We start from the raw sequence: 16,642 nt of genomic DNA, 5'->3' as shown, positions 1-16,642 counted from the left end.
CAGCTCGTCGGCCCGGCCCGGCCGGGTCGTCCGTCCGGCTAGGTCGTAGAGCGCCGGCGCCGGGCCCCCGGCCGCCGCTCGCTCGGCCGGGTGACCGGGTCGCCCGCCTCCAGGGCGGCAGCCCGCCGCTTCGCGCCGAAGTCGGCCAGGGCCTCCGCCAGCTTGAGCACGGACGGCTCCGGAGCCATGACGTCCACCCGCAGCCCGTGCTCCTCGGCGGTCTTCGCCGTGGCCGGGCCGATACAGGCGATCACCGTGACGTTGTGCGGCTTGCCGGCGATGCCGACCAGGTTCCGCACGGTGGAGGACGACGTGAACAGCACGGCGTCGAAGCCACCGCCCTTGATCGCCTCGCGGGTCTCCGCCGGCGGCGGCGAGGCCCGCACGGTCCGGTAGGCCGTGACGTCGTCGACCTCCCAGCCGAGCTCGATCAGCCCGGCGACCAGCGTCTCCGTGGCGATGTCGGCCCGGGGCAGGAAGACCCTGTCGATCGGGTCGAACACCGGGTCGTAGGGCGGCCAGTCCTCCAGCAGCCCGGCGGCCGACTGCTCACCGCTCGGCACCAGGTCCGGCTTCACACCGAAGGCGATCAGCGCCTTGGCGGTCTGCTCACCCACGGCCGCGACCTTGATGCCCGCGAAGGCACGCGCGTCGAGCCCGTACTCCTCGAACTTCTCCCGCACGGCCTTGACCGCGTTCACCGAGGTGAAGGCGATCCACTCGTAACGGCCCGTCACCAGGCCCTTGACCGCGCGCTCCATCTGCTGGGGCGTGCGCGGCGGCTCGACGGCGATCGTCGGCACCTCGTGCGGCACGGCCCCGTACGACCGCAGCTGGTCGGAGAGCGACACCGCCTGCTCCTTGGTCCGCGGCACGAGCACCTTCCAGCCGAACAGCGGCTTGGACTCGAACCACGCGAGCTGGTCGCGCTGGGCGGCGGCGGAACGCTCACCGACCACGGCTATCACCGGCCGGCCGCCCTCGGGCGAGGGCAGCACCTTGGCCTGCTTCAGCGTCTGCGCGATCGTGCCGAGCGTGGCGCTCCAGGTGCGCTGCCGGGTGGTCGTACCGGCGACGGTGACCGTCATCGGGGTGTCCGGCTTGCGCCCGGCGGAGACGAGCTCGCCGGCGGCCGCGGCGACGCAGTCCAGCGTCGTGGACACGACGACCGTGCCGTCCGAGGCGCCGACCTCCGTCCAGCACCGGTCCGACGCCGTGCGCGCGTCCACGAACCGCACGTCCGCGCCCTGCGCGTCCCGCAGCGGCACACCGGCGTACGCGGGCACACCGACGGCGCTCGCGATACCGGGCACCACCTCGAAGGGCACCCCGGCGGCGGCGCACGCCAGCATCTCCTCGGCCGCGTACGTGTCGAGGCCCGGGTCACCGGACACCGCACGCACGACCCGCCTGCCGCCCCGCGCGGCCTCCATGACAAGATGTGCGGCATCCCGCACCACGGGGACGGGCGCGGTGGTTGACGTGCCGTCAACTACCGTCAGCTGGGGCGTTCCTGTGCCCGGAGTCGGTTCCTGGGAAGGATCCGCGTCCGTGTGCACCTCGGAGACGCCCTGCCTGGCGTGCTGACGTACGACGTCGAGCACTTCGTGCTCGGCGACGAGGACGTCCGCGTTGGCCAGTGCCTCGACGGCGCGCAGAGTCAGCAGTCCCGGATCTCCGGGTCCGGCACCCAGGAAGGTGACGTGCCCGTGTTCAGGACCGGCGGAAAGGGTGGTGGGGCTCACTGTGCTCGCTCCCCCATCAGACCGGCCGCGCCCTGGGCGAGCATCTCGGCCGCGAGTTCGCGACCGAGCGCCATTGCCCCGTCGTGCGTCTCGGGCACGGGACCGGTGGTGGACAGCTGCACCATGCGCGTGCCGTCGGTGGTCCCGACGACGCCGCGCAGGCGCATTTCCTTGACAATCTGCCCGTTGGCCTGGCGGTCCCCCCGCTCCAGCGGAGCCGAGAGCGGGGGAAGGTCGGCCAGCGCGCCCACGGGGGCGCTGCAGCCGGCCTCCAGGGCGGCGAGCAGTGACCGCTCGGCCGTCACGGCGACCCGCGTGAACGGGTCGTCGAGTTCGGCGAGCGCGGCGACGAGGTCCGCGTCGGCCGCGGTGCACTCGATCGCCAGGGCCCCCTGGCCGGGGGCGGGCAAAACCGTGTCGACCGACAGGAAGTCGGTCACCTCGTCACCGCGGCCGATCCGGTTCAGCCCGGCGGCGGCCAGCACGACGGCGTCGAGCTCGCCCTTGCGCACGAACCCGATGCGGGTGTCGACGTTGCCGCGGATCGGAACCGTCGCTATGTCCAGGCCGTGGCTGCGCGCGTACGCGTTGAGCTGGGCCATGCGGCGCGGCGAACCGGTGCCGATGCGCGCCCCGGAGGGCAGGTCGGTGAACTTCAGGGCGTCCCGGGCGACGATGACGTCACGCGGGTCCTCCCGCTCGGGCACGGCGGCCACGACCAGTTCGTCGGGCTGCGTGGTCGGCAGGTCCTTCAGGGAGTGCACCGCGAAGTCCACCTCGCCCCTGAGCAGCGCGTCGCGCAGGGCGGTCACGAACACGCCGGTGCCGCCGATCTGGGCGAGCGCCTCACGTGAGACGTCGCCGTACGTGGTGATCTCGACGAGCTCCACGGGCCGCCCGGTCACCCGGCTCACGGCCTCGGCCACCTGGCCGGACTGGGCCATGGCGAGTCTGCTCCGTCGGGTGCCGAGCCTCAGCGCCTTGTCAGTCATGCCGGGCCTCGGTCTCTCTGGGTGGTGCTGTCCTCGGCTCGGGAGACGGCGGCCACCGTCTCGGGGTCGAGGTCGAACAGGGTGCGCAGCGCGTCCGCGTACCCGGCGCCGCCGGGCTCGGCCGCGAGCTGCTTGACCCGCACGGTCGGCGCGTGCAGCAGCTTGTCGACCACGCGCCGCACGGTCTGGGTGATCTCCGCCCGGTGCTTGTCGTCGAGGCCGGGCAGCCGTCCGTCCAGGCGGGCGATCTCGCTGGCCACGACATCGGCGGCCATGGTGCGCAGGGCGACCACGGTCGGCGTGATGTGCGCGGCCCGCAGCGCCGCCCCGAAGGCCGCGACCTCGTCGGAGACGATACGCCTGACCTGGTCCACATCGGCAGCCATCGGAGCGTCCGCGGAGGCCTCCGCGAGCGACTCGATGTCCACCAGCCGCACCCCGGCCAGCCGGTGCGCGGCCGCGTCGATGTCGCGCGGCATGGCCAGGTCCAGCAGGAACAGCACGGGCTCGGGCCGGTGCGGCTCCTCGGCCGGCTCGGGGCGGCGCCGCTCGGGGATCCGGCCGACGGTGGCCACGGTCGCGGCGAGCGCGGCGATGGCGTCGGTGTCCGCGGCCGGGTCGAGGGTGCCGGGGCGCGCCGGGGCCGCGGCCCGCTGGCCGCCGCCGGGCGTGCCGTTGTCCACCCACGCCGCGTGCTGTTCGAGGTCGGCGGCGGCCATCCCGGCCACGGCGGCCTCGCCCAGCACGGAGAACCCGGCGGTGCCCTGCACCGCGGAGAGGTCCAGCGGGCAGCCGTCGTCGGTGCCGGGGCCGGTGGCGGGCAGCCCGCCCTGCGGCGCGTCCGGCGCGGCGGTACGGCCGCTGCCGCCCGGTGTCACCGGTCCGTCGGCGTCGGCCGACGGCGCGGGCGCACGGCCCTCGACGGCCCGGGCGACCGCCTCGGCCGTCAGGACCAGGCCCGTGGCGCCGGTGCAGGAGACGGCGACGTCGGCACGTGTCAGCTCGACCGGCACCGATTCCATCGGGACCGCGCGGGCCAGCACGTCCGTGTCGTCGCCCTCGCTGAGGATCTGCGCGAGCCGCTCGGCGCGGTCGAAGGTGCGGTTGGCGACGACGAGTTCGGCGACCCCGGCCCGCGCGAGCGTGGCCGCGGCCAGGGAGGACATCGACCCGGCCCCGATGACCAGGGCCTTCTTGCCCTTGGCCCATTCCTGGACGTCGCCGCCCCCGGCCAGCTGCTCCAGGCCGAAGGTGACCAGGGACTGGCCGGCGCGGTCGATGCCGGTCTCGGAGTGGGCGCGCTTGCCGACGCGCAGGGCCTGCTGGAACAGGTCGTTCAGCAGCCGGCCCGCGGAGTGCAGCTCCTGCGCCCGGGCCAGGGAGTCCTTGATCTGGCCGAGGATCTGCCCCTCGCCGACGACCATCGAGTCCAGGCCGCAGGCCACCGAGAACAGGTGGTGGACGGCCCGGTCCTCGTAGTGCACGTAGAGATAGGGAGTGAGCTCCTCCAGGCCGACCCCGCTGTGCTGGGCGAGCAGCGTGGACAGCTCGGCGACACCGGCGTGGAACTTGTCCACGTCGGCGTAGAGCTCGATGCGGTTGCAGGTGGCGAGCACCGCGGCCTCGGTCGCCGGTTCGGCGGCGACGGTGTCCTGGAGCAGCTTGACCTGGGCGTCCGCGGGGAGCGAGGCCCGCTCCAGGACGCTGACCGGGGCGCTGCGGTGGCTGAGTCCGACGACGAGGAGGCTCATGCCGGCATCACGGCGGGCATGTCCCCGTCGGGTCCCTGGTCGGCGGACTCGCCGCGGGCGGCGGCGGCCGGGACGCCACCGTCGGCGGCGGCGGCCTCCTCACCGGCCTTGCGCTGCTCGTGGAAGGCGAGGATCTGCAGTTCGATGGAGAGGTCGACCTTGCGCACGTCGACGCCGTCGGGCACGGACAGCACGGTCGGCGCGAAGTTCAGGATGGAGGTGACCCCGGCGGCCACGAGCCGGTCGCAGACGGCCTGGGCGGCACCGGCGGGGGTGGCGATGACACCGATCGACACGCCGTTGTCCTGGATGATCTTCTCCAGGTCGTCGGAGTGCTGCACCGGGATCCCGGCGACGGGCTTGCCGGCCATGGCCGGGTCGGCGTCGATCAGCGCGGCGACCCGGAAGCCGCGGGAGGCGAACCCGCCGTAGTTGGCGAGGGCGGCGCCGAGGTTGCCGATACCGACGATCACAACCGGCCAGTCCTGGGTGAGCCCCAGTTCGCGGGAGATCTGGTAGACGAGATACTCGACGTCGTAGCCGACACCCCTGGTGCCGTACGAGCCGAGGTACGAGAAGTCCTTGCGCAGCTTCGCGGAGTTGACTCCCGCCGCGGCCGCGAGCTCCTCGGAGGAGACCGTGGGTACCGAGCGCTCCGACAGTGCGGTCAGCGCGCGGAGGTACAGCGGAAGCCGGGCGACGGTGGCCTCGGGAATCCCTCGGCTGCGGGTCGCCGGTCGGTGAGTTCGGCCAGTTGCCACGGTGCTCCTGCGGGTAGAGCGGGGCTGTAGGCGGTCATACGTCCCTACATGACCGCCCCGTCGAATGCAGGCTATGTCTTTGTGAACGCGTGCACAAAGATGGTGTCCGATTTGCCCGCCCAACGTGACCGGGCTCACGCGCCCCCGGCGCACGGGTGGGGAACCGGCGCACAGGCACCACCGTTCCTTGTCTTCTGGGGGCAAAACCACACACTTCCTCAGTGAATCCCGCCCCCGAGACCAAGTCACCATCGATCCTAAGCGACGTTCCGGCCACTTTGTACTGCTCGGTCAGTCCGCTCACGGCCGCGCTCAGTCGGTCAGCGCCCTGCGCAGGCGGCCCTCGTCCACGCGCCAGAACGTGTGCTGCGCGCCGTCCACCAGCACGACCGGGATCTGTTCCCAGTACTGGTCGTGCAGTTCCCGGTCCTCGGTGATGTCCTTCTGCTCCCAGGGAACGCCCAGGTCGGCACAGACCTTCTCCACGACGACCTGTGCGTCGTCACACAGATGACAGCCGGGCTTGCGGATCAGCGTGACGAGCCGGTCCCGAGGGGGCTCGCGGCGGAAGAGAGGGCTCATTCCGCCATTGTCGCGCGCCCGGGAACGAGCGGAAGTCCCGCGGAAGACCAGCGGACACGCCGGACGCGCCCGGCCCGCACGGCATCTTTAACGACACGCTCGCCGAGAGTTCACAGGGTCCAAACCTCTCGACTCCGGAACCCCCGAACAAACTGGCTATGCTCACGCCATGGCCGCTCTCGGATGGCTCACCCCCCGTAGGCGTTCCGCCACGGCGCGGAGCGTTTTGGCAGGCGAGGCCTCGGCGGAGGCAGCACGCAAGTCCTCCCAGGAAGTCGCCGGCACGACCGAGGAACCGCAGTTCCCGGTGCACGGCGACGACCGGGCCGCCGCCTTCTTCGACCTGGACAACACCGTCATGCAGGGCGCCGCCCTGTTCCACTTCGGACGGGGTCTGTACAAGCGGAAGTTCTTCGAGACCCGCGAGCTCGCCCGCTTCGCCTGGCAGCAGGCGTGGTTCCGGCTGGCCGGCGTCGAGGACCCCGAGCACATGCAGGAGGCCCGCGAATCGGCCCTGTCCATCGTCAAGGGCCACCGCGTCGCCGAACTGCAGTCGATCGGCGAGGAGATCTACGACGAGTACATGGCCGAGCGCATCTGGCCCGGCACCCGCGCCCTCGCCCAGGCCCACCTGGACGCCGGGCAGAAGGTATGGCTGGTCACGGCCGCCCCGGTGGAGATCGCCACGGTCATCGCCCGCCGCCTCGGCCTGACCGGCGCCCTGGGCACGGTCGCCGAGTCCGTCGACGGCGTCTACACCGGCAAGCTCGTCGGCGAGCCGCTGCACGGCCCCGCCAAGGCCGAGGCCGTGCGCGCCCTGGCCGCCGCCGAGGGCCTGGACCTCGGCCGCTGCGCCGCCTACAGCGACTCGCACAACGACATCCCGATGCTCTCGCTGGTCGGCCACCCCTACGCCATCAACCCGGACTCCAAGCTGCGCAAGCACGCCCGCCGGCTGGACTGGCGCCTGCGCGACTACCGCACCGGCCGCAAGGCCGCGAAGGTCGGCATCCCCGCCGCCGCGGGCGTCGGCGCGGTGGCCGGCGGCACGGCGGCCGCGATCGCCCTGCACCGCCGCCGTCGCTGACGGTCGATCAAAGCGGGACACCTTCGTTTACGGGATGACAAACCCCGTAAATCCAACTGGCGTACCCCCACAACCTCGTGTCCAGTCCTCTTGGCTGGACACGGCCACAACACGCCCTGGACTCAGCCCCGATCCGAACCTTTCCGATCAACAACCGTTCACGCTCCGGCACTTGATACGGCGTCAATCGGTTACGGAAGCGACGTAATCGATGATTTGAGCAACTCGGTGTAGCAGTGCCTGCACGAAGCGTTATTCTCCTCAGACGCAAACCGGTACCCCTCCGTCGCTACGACGGGTGAAAGGTCCCGCACTGCACGTGATGGAAGCTCTGCCTCTGGGAGTCCCGTGTACCCACACGTCGGGGTTGACGCCTCGGGCCTGGCTACGCTGCGCGCAACGGTCCTCGACCTGTTGCGCGGCTTCGTCCCCACCGCGTACGCCGTCCCCGCATTCGCCACCGCCGCGCCCGTCGGTCCGTGCTACGCACTGGCCGACGGCAGCGCCGCGGTCGGCAGACGAGGCCGCCCGTCCGGGGCGGCCACCGCCCGCCGCCCGGCGGCGGACAGCGACAGCGCCCGGATGATGGACCTCGTCGAGCGCGCCCAGGCCGGCGAGGCCGACGCCTTCGGCCGCCTCTACGACCAGTACAGCGACACCGTCTACCGGTACATCTACTACCGGGTCGGAGGAAAGGCGACCGCCGAGGACCTCACCAGCGAGACCTTTCTGCGCGCCCTGCGCCGCATCGGCACGTTCACCTGGCAGGGCCGCGACTTCGGCGCCTGGCTCGTCACGATCGCCCGCAACCTCGTCGCGGACCACTTCAAGTCCAGCCGCTTCCGGCTGGAGGTCACCACCGGCGAGATGCTCGACGCCAACGAGGTCGAGCGCTCCCCCGAGGACTCCGTCCTGGAGTCCCTCTCCAACGCCGCCCTGCTCGACGCGGTGCGGCGACTCAACCCCCAGCAGCAGGAGTGCGTGACGCTCCGCTTCCTCCAGGGCCTCTCCGTCGCCGAGACCGCCCGGGTCATGGGCAAGAACGAGGGCGCCATCAAGACCCTCCAGTACCGGGCCGTGCGCACCCTCGCCCGGCTCCTCCCGGAAGACGCCCGCTGACCGCCCCGCACGCACGGCGACAGTCAACTCACAGTCCGTGAAAGTCCGTTGACTTCGGCATTCGATCGTCCGACGTCCGTAACCCAAGTGCCGCGCCGCTCGTTGTGCGGGATGCAGGCTCCCTGTGGTCACCCCCTGGCCGACTCCGATCACTCGATCGTGTGGTTGTCATCAGGGTGTGCAACCCTCAGGACCCCCTGGGGAGTCGACCGTCATGACGAGAGGAGGTGCCGCCAGTGATCGCGAACGTATCGGCGCACCGGCGGGCGAACGCCTTCGCCCAGGCCCTGGAGGAGCAGTCCGAGCCGGGCACGGCGGCGGCCGAGCAGTCCGAGGGCGCGGCACCGGCCCCGGCAGCCGCGGAAGCGACCGAAGGGGGGCGCCTGCTGGCGCTCGCCTCCGGTCTCGGCGCGCTGCCCAAGCCGGAGCTGGACCCGGAGGTCAAGGTCGTCCAGCGGGCCCAGCTGGTGGCCGCGTTCGAGGCCATGCTGCAGGAGGGCACCGCGGGAGGCGGGGCGACGGACCGCGCGGTCCCGGAGCAGCGCTCCACCCGCGCCCGTGGCGCTCACCGCGCGAGTTCCCTGAAGAAGTTCCGGCCCCGGTCCCGCCTCGCCAAGGGCCTCACCGCGGGCGGACTGAGCGTCGGCGTGGCCGCGAGCGCCTTCGGCGGAGTCTCCGCCGCCAGCTCGGACGCCCTGCCCGGCGACTCGCTCTACGGCCTCAAGCGCGGCATCGAGGACGTCAAGCTCGGCCTCGCCGACGGAGCGGACGAGCGCGGCCGGGTCTACCTCGACCACGCCTCCACGCGCCTCAGCGAAGCCCGTCGCCTGATGGAGCGCGGCCGCAGCGGCCCTCTGGACCACGAGTCCCTCGGCGAGATCCGCCGCGCCCTGTCCGGGATGCGGCACGACGCCTCCGAGGGCCACCGGCTGCTGAGCGAGGCGTACGAGCGCGACCCGGACTCGCTGGGCCCCATCCAGGCCCTGTCGGCGTTCTCCCGCTCCCACCGCGAGGCCTGGGGCGAACTGCGCGACAGACTCCCCGTCCAGCTCGGGGACGTCAGCGACCAGGTGTCCTCGGTGTTCGACGCCATAGAGGAGGACGTGGCCCCGCTGCGGTCCCTGCTGCCCGAGCCCCCGGCCACGGGCGGCGGCGACGGCAAGCGGCAGGGCGCCTCCGAGTCCGCCCCCAGCGGCTCCTCCGGCACGGACCGCTCGACCCGTCCCAGCGACGGCGGCGGCCGGCACAGCGAGGAAGGCAGCACCGGCAGCGGCAGCCCCAGCCGCTCGACCGGCTCAGGCAGCGAGGACGACGGCCTGCTCGGCGGCAACACCGGCGGCCTCCTCGACCCGCCGAAGGACACCGACGCCAGCACCTCCCCGTCCGCGGACGGCGCCACTCCCGCCCCCGAGCCGGATGTGACGCTCCCTCCGCTCCTGCCGGGCCTGCTGCCCGGTCTGGGCATCGACAGCGAGGACGCCGACTAGCCGGTGGTACGACGATGGGGCGCCCCTTCCAGCGAGGGGCGCCCCATCGTCGTACCTCAGAAGAACACGGACCGCCGCTGCACCAGCAGCTTGTACAGCGTGTGCTGGATCTGCTCCCTGACCTGGTCGGTCAGGTTGAACATCAGCATCGGGTCCTCGGCCGCCTCCGGCGGATAGCCGCCCGTGGGGATCGGCTCGCCGAACTGGATCGTCCACTTGGTCGGCAGCGGGATCGCCCCGAGCGGGCCCAGCCACGGGAAGGTCGGCGTGAGCGGGAAGTACGGGAAGCCCAGCAGCCGGGCGACCGTCTTGGCGTTGCCGATCATCGGGTAGATCTCCTCGGCCCCGACGATCGAGCAGGGAATGATCGGCGTCCCGGCGCGCAGGGCCGTGGAGACGAAACCGCCGCGGCCGAAGCGCTGCAGCTTGTAGCGGTCCGCGAAGGGCTTGCCGAGGCCCTTGAAGCCTTCCGGCATCACCCCGACCAGTTCGCCCTGCTCCAGCAGCCGGGCCGCGTCCTCCGCGCACGCCAGGGTGTGGCCCAGTTTGCGGGCCAGCTCGTTGACCACCGGCAGCATGAACACCAGATCCGCCGCGAGCAGCCGCAGATGCCGGCCCGCCGGGTGGTTGTCGTGCACGGCGACCTGCATCATCAGGCCGTCCATCGGCAGCGTCCCGGAGTGGTTGGCGACGATCAGGGCGCCGCCCTCGGACGGGATGTTCTCCACGCCCTTCACCTCGACCCGGAAGTACTTCTCGTACAGCGGGCGCAGCAGGGACATCAGGACCTGGTCGGTGAGCTCCTCGTCGTAGCCGAAGTCGTCGACCTCGTAGTCACCGGTGAGGCGGCGGCGCAGGAAGGACAGGCCGCCCGCGATCCGCCGCTCTAGGCCGCTCTCGGCGTCCCGGGGCCGCTCCGGCCGCTGTTCCTCCGCTGTCACGGGAACATCATCCTGCTCAGCGGGCCCGGTGGGCAGGGGGTGCACCTCCCGGACCGCCGCGGACTCCGAGCCCGGGCGGCGGTTCCCCCCGCTCCGGCGCCGCTGGGGGCGCTGCGCGCCGCTCCCCCGGGACCGGTCGTCGTCGAACGGAATGACCTTGGCATCCGCCATCGTTGATGCGCTCCTCAGTTGGCGCTCGGCGTCGGGGGCTGACCGCCGCCCGCGAGGGGCAGCGCGGCGATCCGGTCGACGGCCGCCGCGACGGCCTCCGGCGGAAGCAGCCCGGGGCCCTGGCTGCGGGCGAAGTCCGCGAACGTCTCCGCGGTCGTGTACTTGGGCTGAAATCCCAGCGTCTCGCGCATCTGTCCCGTGGACACGACCCTGCCGTGGGTGAGCAGCCGGATCTGCTCGGGCGAGAAGTCCGACATCCCCAGCGTACGCACCAGCGAGCCCGCCCAGGTGACCGCCGGGAGCAGCAGAGGCACCGTGGGGCGCCCGAGGCGCCGGGAGCACTGGGAGAGCAGCAGCACACCGTCACCGGCGATGTTGAAGGTGCCGCTGTTGAGCGTGCCGCGCCTCGGCTCGTGCGAGGCGATCCGCAGCACCTCGATGACATCGTCCTCGTGCACGAACTGCAGCCGCGGGTCGTAGCCGAACACCGTCGGCAGCACCGGCAGCGCGAAGTACGAGGCGAGCGGGGTGTCCGCGGCCGGGCCGAGGATGTTGGCGAACCGCAGCACGCACACGGCCACATCGGGCCGGCGGCGCGCGAACCCCCGTACGTAGCCCTCGACCTCGACGGTGTCCTTGGCGAAGCCGCCGCTCGGCAGGGACTTGGGCGGGGTCGTCTCGGTGAAGACGGCCGGATCGCGGGGCGCCGAACCGTAGACGTTCGTACTGGACTTCACGACCAGCCGCTGCACGCTCGGGGACTTCTGGCAGGCACCGAGCAGCTGCATGGTGCCGATGACGTTGGTCTCCTTCAGGGAGGCCCGGCTGCCGCTGCCCAGCGGCGTGCCCGTCACGTCCAGGTGGACGATCGTGTCGGCGCCCGTCTCGGCGAGCACCCGCGCGATGCCGGGCTGGCGGATGTCGGCCTGGATGAAGTCCGCACCGCCCAGGTGGTGCTCGGGCGGCACCGCGTCCACGGCGACGACCCGGTCCACCTCGGGGTCACGCTGGATCCGCCGGACGAACCGGCCCCCCAGCTGGCGGGCCACTCCGGTGACGAGCACGACCTTGCCCAAGATCCGCGCCTTCCTTCCAGAAAACCTCTTGTCCCGCCGCGTTCCCCCGTGACGCCAACTTAGCGGGTCGGTGTTGCGCTGTGATGACCGCCCGATGCGCGAAGTGACGGAAGCAGCCGGATGCGGGAGCCGGACATGCGTGTGGCCCCCCACCCGTGGGTGGGGGGCCACAGCAACGCTCTCGCGGCGTCCGCGTCGCGAACCTACTTCTTGTTACGACGCTGAACGCGCGTGCGCTTGAGCAGCTTGCGGTGCTTCTTCTTCGCCATCCGCTTGCGCCGCTTCTTGATAACAGAGCCCACGACTACCCTCGCTCACTTCTCATCACTCGGTGTTTGGGCGCCATGGGCCCATACGACCTACGAGGGGCCAGCCTACCCGCCCGAGCGCTGAGGTCGTAATCGAGGGGGCCGGGGTGATCCCGAGTGCCCTGTGAGGAACCACCCCGCCCCAGCCGTCAGGCCGTTTCCACCCCCACGTAACTCTCGCGGAGGTACTCGTGAACCGCTTGCTCCGGGACGCGGAAGGACCGCCCCACACGGATCGCGGGCAGATGACCGCTGTGCACCAGCCGGTACACGGTCATCTTCGACACTCGCATCACCGAGGCGACTTCCGCCACGGTAAGGAACTGAACCTCGTTCAGAGGCCTCTCGCCAGCTGCAGCCATGACACACCTGAACCTTCCGCACTCGACGGCCACCGGCTTCCCCTTCCGGTGACTCTTCGTCGCTGCGTGCTCACTCCCCAATGTAGGGGCGGGTGATGCGAGTGGGGAAGAGGTGCACCCATCGGCGGCCTACTGTGACAGACACGCCCGATTGAGTACGTAGCGGGTAAGCGGCAGGTAGTAATCAGACCGCACGCCGTCATCAAGTGGAACGGCGACGGACACGGACCCCTCGGCCTCCCCCACGAACAGCGCCGGGTCGTCCGTATCGGCCGGCCCGATCGCCTCGAACCCCAGCTGACCTGCCCCGCAGACCCAGCCGTGGTCCCCGATCACCAGCTCGGGCAGGGGCCCGCCGGCCTCCGCGGCAGCGGCGAGCACGGTACGAACCGGGAGCGGTGAGTGCGTATGTGCGCCGGGCTCACAACCGGGGCGTTCCGCGCCGGGGGCCCGCACCAGCGCGACTCCTCGTACGTAGGCGAGGTTGTACGTACGTAGACCGAACCGGGTCGTTATGTCGACACAGCGACCCTGCGCGGGGGTGAGGACGGCACACCCCGCCGCCGACAGCGCGTCTGCCAGAGCGGCGTAGAAACCGAGCAGCCGGTGCGGGTGACCGGTACCGAGGAGCACGGGCGCACCCCGCCTGGCGACCTCGGCGAGACGGTCCGCGAAGGCGTCCAGCGCGGCCACCGTCCGGCCGGGGTCGATCACATCCTGACCGGAGGTCCGGCGGACATCGGCCGATACGCCGCACCGGTCGGCCATCAAGGCGACCACGTCCCGCTGCTCCCAGGCACCCTCGGGATCGATACCGAGCAGCACACGGGGATCCCGCGCGGCGAACAGCCGGTAGCGGCGCAGACTCTCCTCCCGCGGGGTCGCCACCACCCCGGCGAGCCGCGCGCCGACCAGATGCGCACGAAGGGCTTCGGGGCTCAGCACACGGCGATCGTCCGCGACCGGGCCCGTGGATGTCCCGGGAACGGGCGAACACCGCACGGTCGGCGTAAGGACCCCCGCGGGCCCCCTTCCGGCCGGACCGCTCAGGCCAGCAGCCCGCGCAGCGGGAACACCGCCCGCCGCGTCGCCAGCACCGCCTGGTCCAGCCGGTCGGCGGGGTCGTACCCCTGCTCCCAGCCGGTCCACTCCACCGGCCAGCGCCCGTCCGTCATCCGCCCGGGCGCCAACTGCCGCGTCTTCGCGAACACTTCCTGCCGCCACGACTCGGGGATCACCGTCTCGGGCGCCACGGGCCTCCCCGCCGCGATCGCGGTCAGATGCGTCCACGACCTCGGCACGACGTCCACCACGGCGTACCCGCCCCCGCCCAGGGCCACCCAGCGGCCGTCGGCGTGCTCGTGCGCCAGGTCGTGACAGGCCGCCTGCACGGCCCGCTGCGCGTCCAGCGACACCGCCAGGTGCGCCAGCGGGTCCTCGAAGTGCGTGTCGGCCCCGTGCTGCGTCACCAGCACCTGCGGCCGGAAGTCGGCGATCAGCTCCGGCACCACCGCGTGGAACGCCCGCAGCCACCCGGCGTCCCCCGTCCCGGCCGGCAGCGCCACGTTCACCGCCGAGCCCTCCGCGGCGTCCGCCCCGGTCTCCTCCGGCCACCCGGTCTGCGGGAACAGCGTCCGGGGATGCTCGTGCAGCGAGATCGTCAGCACCCGGGGGTCGTCCCAGAACGCCGCCTGCACCCCGTCCCCGTGGTGCACGTCCACGTCGACGTAGGCGACCCGCTCGGCCCCGAGCTCCAGCAGCCGGGCGATGGCCAGCGAGGCGTCGTTGTAGATGCAGAACCCGGACGCGGCACCCGGCATCGCGTGGTGCAGCCCGCCCGCGAAGTTCACCGCGTGCAGCGCCTCACCCCGCCACACGGCCTCCGCCGCACCGACCGACTGCCCGGCGATCAGCGCGGACACCTCGTGCATCCCCGCGAACGCCGGATCGTCCATCGTCCCGAGCCCGTACGACTGGTCCGCCGCCCCCGGATCCGCCGACGCGGCCCTCACCGCGGCGATGTAGTCCTCCCGGTGGACGAGCCGCAGCGTCGACTCCCCGGCCGCCTTCGCGGCGACCACCTCCACCTCCCGGTCCAGCCCGAAGGCGTCGACCAGTCTCCGGGTCAGGGCGAGCCGGACCGGGTCCATCGGATGCCCCGGACCGAAGTCATAGCCCGTTACTGCCTCGTCCCACATCAGCTGTGCGCGGCCGCTCATGCCCGCCACCGTATCGGTCCGGTTGAGGCGCGAACGACCGGGCGTACACCAGCGTCACCAGCACCAACACCATCGGCACGAGCATGGCCCCGCGATAGCTCCACAGATCGCCGAGCGCGCCCACCAACGGTGAACCAATCAGGAACCCCACGTAGTTGAAGACGTTCAGCCGCGCCACGGCCGCGTCCGAAGCCCCCGGGAACAGCCTCCCGGCCGCCGCGAACGTCTGCGGCACCAGCACGCACAGTCCCAGCCCCAGCAGCGTGAACCCCAGCATCCCCACCCACGCCCCCGGCGCCCCGGCCACCACGGCGAACCCCCCGGCCGCCACCAGCGCCCCGCCCCGCACGACCGCCACGGCCCCGAACCGCCGCACCCCGAAGTCCCCGATCGCCCGCCCCAGCAGCGTGGTGACCATGTACACGTTGTACGGCACCGTCGCCAGCTGCTCCGAGCTCCCCAGCACGTCCTGCAGATACTTGGCGCTCCAGTTGGAGACGGTCGAGTCCCCGATGTAGGCGACCGTCATCACCAGACACAGCGGCCACAGCCACCTGAAGACGAGGACCTGGCCCTCGCCCTCCTTCTGCTCCCCCGCGGCGGCCGGGCCCCGGTCGTCCACGTACCACCGGCTGCCCACCAGCACCGCCGGCAGCAGCACCGCCACGACCGGCAGATACGACACCCACAGCGCCAGATCCCAGTGCGCCCCGGCCCAGGCCAGCGAGGCCCCGACGATCCCGCCGAGACTGTAGGCCGCGTGGAAACTCAGCATGATGCTGCGCCCGTACGACCGCTGCAGACTCACGCCGAGCATGTTCATCGACGCGTCGAGCATCCCCACGGCGAGCCCGAACGCCGCGAGCGCGACGGCCAGCTCGACCATCCGCTCCCCGGCCCCGACACCGAGCAGCGCCAGCAGCACCACGGGCTGCGACCACCGCAGCAGCCGGCTCGGCGGCACCCGCTTCACCAGCCGCTCGGTACTCACGCTCCCCACCCCGGCGAGGATCGGCACGGCGGCCAGAAACGCCGGCAGCAGCGCGTCGGAGACCCCGTACCGGTCCTGGATGGCCGGAATCCGCGTCACGAGCAGAGCGAAGGCGACCCCCTGCACAAGGAAGCCGAACGCCAACGAGGCCCTGCCGCGCCGCAGCACATCAGTCATGGCGGCGAGCGTAGGGCTCCGGCCTACCCGTGGGTAGATCCGGTCAAAGATGAATCAGGTTCAGCTTCCGCGCCCTCACACGAGCAGGCTCGGCAGCTCCCCCATGTCGGAGAAGAGCCCCCCGGCCCCGGCCAGCCGCTCCGCCGGCGTCATGGCGGTGAACCCGTACACGTCCATCCCGGCCGCGACGGCCGCCTGCACGCCCAGCGGACTGTCCTCGACGACGACACACCGCTCCGGCGCGACCCCCATCCGCTCGGCCGCGTACAGGAACAGATCCGGCGCAGGCTTCCCCCGGCCCACGTCCTCCGAACTGAAGATCAGCCCCTCGTCGAACCACCGGTCGAGCCCCGTCGTCCGGTGCCCCACCCGGATCCGCTCATGGCTCCCGGACGAGGCCACGCAGTACGGCACGGAGTCGGCGACCAGCTTCTGCAGGACCTCCTCGACACCGGCCACCGGCTTCAGCTCCCGCTCGAAGGCCGCGAAAACCCGGGCGTGGAACACGTCGTCGAAGTCGGCCGGAAGCCGCCGCCCGGTCCGCTCGGCCACCAGCTCGTGAATACGGTGCATGGCGGAGCCCATGTAGTCGCGCAGGGACTCTTCATAGGTGGTCGGGTGCCCGAGCTCGGTCAGATAGGCGGCGAGATGCCGGTTGGAGATGGGCTCACTGTCGACGAGGACACCGTCGTTGTCGAAGATCACGAGGTCATAGCGCATAAGCCGAGCCTAAACGCAGAAAACCCCCGTATCTATTGATACGGGGGTTTTCCCAAGAATTGTTCGGCGGCGTCCTACTCTCCCACAGGGTCCCCCCTGCAGTACCATCGGCGCTGTAAGGCTTAGCTTCCGGGTTCGGAATGTAACCGGGCG

16 protein-coding genes and 1 rRNA gene are annotated in these 16,642 nt (G+C 71.8%); 3 read left to right on the top strand and 14 right to left on the bottom strand.

Annotation, left to right across the window (positions count from 1 at the left end; translation table 11 throughout):
* Positions 1–38: 38 nt before the first annotated feature.
* The 5 genes from CHR28_RS29865 to CHR28_RS29845 form a co-directional block, all read right to left on the bottom strand.
* Positions 39–1,745: a uroporphyrinogen-III synthase gene (locus CHR28_RS29865; protein WP_094056826.1), complete on the bottom strand. Its 1,707-nt coding sequence runs from the start codon at positions 1,743–1,745 to the stop codon at positions 39–41.
* On the bottom strand, positions 1,742–2,737 hold the full coding sequence (hemC, locus tag CHR28_RS29860) for a hydroxymethylbilane synthase (protein WP_094056825.1): 996 nt from the start codon (positions 2,735–2,737) through the stop codon (positions 1,742–1,744). Before hemC ends, CHR28_RS29865 begins: the two co-directional genes overlap by 4 nt.
* Positions 2,734–4,488: a glutamyl-tRNA reductase gene (locus CHR28_RS29855; RefSeq protein WP_094056824.1), complete on the bottom strand. Its 1,755-nt coding sequence runs from the start codon at positions 4,486–4,488 to the stop codon at positions 2,734–2,736. The genes hemC and CHR28_RS29855 overlap by 4 nt, the downstream gene beginning before the upstream one ends.
* On the bottom strand, positions 4,485–5,249 hold the full coding sequence (locus CHR28_RS29850; protein ID WP_094056823.1) for a redox-sensing transcriptional repressor Rex: 765 nt from the start codon (positions 5,247–5,249) through the stop codon (positions 4,485–4,487). Before CHR28_RS29850 ends, CHR28_RS29855 begins: the two co-directional genes overlap by 4 nt.
* A 312-nt stretch (positions 5,250–5,561) precedes the next feature.
* Entirely contained in the window at positions 5,562–5,831 is a 270-nt protein-coding gene (locus CHR28_RS29845; RefSeq protein ID WP_094056822.1) for a glutaredoxin family protein, read from the bottom strand.
* 169 nt (positions 5,832–6,000) lie between these two features.
* On the opposite strand from CHR28_RS29845, the gene CHR28_RS29840 reads away from it, so the two are divergent.
* From CHR28_RS29840 to CHR28_RS29830, 3 genes are all read left to right on the top strand, one after another.
* A complete protein-coding gene (locus CHR28_RS29840) occupies positions 6,001–6,918 on the top strand; it encodes an HAD family hydrolase (RefSeq protein ID WP_094056821.1) in 918 nt (305 codons plus the stop codon).
* Between the two features lie 348 nt (positions 6,919–7,266).
* On the top strand, positions 7,267–8,037 hold the full coding sequence (locus CHR28_RS29835) for an ECF subfamily RNA polymerase sigma factor, BldN family (protein ID WP_031117141.1): 771 nt from the start codon (positions 7,267–7,269) through the stop codon (positions 8,035–8,037).
* A gap of 236 nt (positions 8,038–8,273) precedes the next feature.
* Complete coding sequence (locus CHR28_RS29830; protein WP_179272603.1) at positions 8,274–9,524, top strand: DUF5667 domain-containing protein; 1,251 nt, start codon at positions 8,274–8,276, stop codon at positions 9,522–9,524.
* A gap of 56 nt (positions 9,525–9,580) precedes the next feature.
* Here CHR28_RS29830 and CHR28_RS29825 read toward each other — a convergent pair whose 3' ends face one another.
* From CHR28_RS29825 to rrf, 9 genes are all read right to left on the bottom strand, one after another.
* Positions 9,581–10,636 (bottom strand): lysophospholipid acyltransferase family protein, encoded by a 1,056-nt coding sequence (locus CHR28_RS29825; protein WP_094056819.1) that lies wholly within the window; start codon positions 10,634–10,636, stop codon positions 9,581–9,583.
* Positions 10,637–10,650: 14 nt separating this feature from the next.
* Complete coding sequence (locus CHR28_RS29820; RefSeq protein ID WP_094056818.1) at positions 10,651–11,712, bottom strand: NAD-dependent epimerase/dehydratase family protein; 1,062 nt, start codon at positions 11,710–11,712, stop codon at positions 10,651–10,653.
* A 203-nt stretch (positions 11,713–11,915) separates the two neighbouring features.
* Entirely contained in the window at positions 11,916–12,014 is a 99-nt protein-coding gene (locus CHR28_RS29815) for a 30S ribosomal protein bS22 (RefSeq protein ID WP_003948845.1), read from the bottom strand.
* 155 nt (positions 12,015–12,169) lie between these two features.
* Entirely contained in the window at positions 12,170–12,382 is a 213-nt protein-coding gene (locus CHR28_RS29810) for a helix-turn-helix domain-containing protein (RefSeq protein ID WP_004984898.1), read from the bottom strand.
* Between the two features lie 129 nt (positions 12,383–12,511).
* The gene (locus CHR28_RS29805; RefSeq protein WP_094056817.1) at positions 12,512–13,327 is read right to left on the bottom strand and encodes a phosphatase; all 816 of its coding nucleotides are present in this window, start codon (positions 13,325–13,327) and stop codon (positions 12,512–12,514) included.
* Positions 13,328–13,428: 101 nt separating this feature from the next.
* Positions 13,429–14,601: an acetoin utilization protein AcuC gene (locus tag CHR28_RS29800; protein WP_094056816.1), complete on the bottom strand. Its 1,173-nt coding sequence runs from the start codon at positions 14,599–14,601 to the stop codon at positions 13,429–13,431.
* A complete protein-coding gene (locus tag CHR28_RS29795; protein ID WP_094056815.1) occupies positions 14,552–15,769 on the bottom strand; it encodes an MFS transporter in 1,218 nt (405 codons plus the stop codon). The genes CHR28_RS29800 and CHR28_RS29795 overlap by 50 nt, the downstream gene beginning before the upstream one ends.
* Positions 15,770–15,844: 75 nt before the next feature.
* Positions 15,845–16,489 carry an HAD family hydrolase gene (locus CHR28_RS29790; RefSeq protein WP_094056814.1) on the bottom strand — a complete coding sequence of 215 codons (645 nt, stop codon included), beginning with the start codon at positions 16,487–16,489 and terminating at the stop codon, positions 15,845–15,847.
* Positions 16,490–16,550: 61 nt separating this feature from the next.
* A 5S ribosomal RNA gene (gene rrf / locus CHR28_RS29785) occupies positions 16,551–16,642 on the bottom strand; the annotation flags it as partial.

Source organism: Streptomyces sp. XY006 (assembly GCF_002237655.1).
Lineage (GTDB): Bacteria > Actinomycetota > Actinomycetes > Streptomycetales > Streptomycetaceae > Streptomyces > Streptomyces levis.
The sequence above is the reverse complement of the archived record's forward strand: the minus strand, read 5'-3'. Positions and strand labels throughout refer to the sequence as shown.

Bases quoted from the DNA above. Each gene is read 5' to 3' on its own strand.
- CHR28_RS29790 (WP_094056814.1), bottom strand. From the start codon at position 16,489: ATGCGCTATGACCTCGTGATCTTCGACAACGACGGTGTCCTCGTCGAC.
- CHR28_RS29810 (WP_004984898.1), bottom strand. From the start codon at position 12,382: ATGGCTGCAGCTGGCGAGAGGCCTCTGAACGAGGTTCAGTTCCTTACC.
- CHR28_RS29825 (WP_094056819.1), bottom strand. From the start codon at position 10,636: ATGGCGGATGCCAAGGTCATTCCGTTCGACGACGACCGGTCCCGGGGG.
- CHR28_RS29855 (WP_094056824.1), bottom strand. From the start codon at position 4,488: ATGAGCCTCCTCGTCGTCGGACTCAGCCACCGCAGCGCCCCGGTCAGC.
- CHR28_RS29845 (WP_094056822.1), bottom strand. From the start codon at position 5,831: ATGAGCCCTCTCTTCCGCCGCGAGCCCCCTCGGGACCGGCTCGTCACG.
- hemC (WP_094056825.1), bottom strand. From the start codon at position 2,737: ATGACTGACAAGGCGCTGAGGCTCGGCACCCGACGGAGCAGACTCGCC.
- CHR28_RS29840 (WP_094056821.1), top strand. From the start codon at position 6,001: ATGGCCGCTCTCGGATGGCTCACCCCCCGTAGGCGTTCCGCCACGGCG.
- CHR28_RS29800 (WP_094056816.1), bottom strand. From the start codon at position 14,601: ATGAGCGGCCGCGCACAGCTGATGTGGGACGAGGCAGTAACGGGCTAT.
- CHR28_RS29795 (WP_094056815.1), bottom strand. From the start codon at position 15,769: ATGACTGATGTGCTGCGGCGCGGCAGGGCCTCGTTGGCGTTCGGCTTC.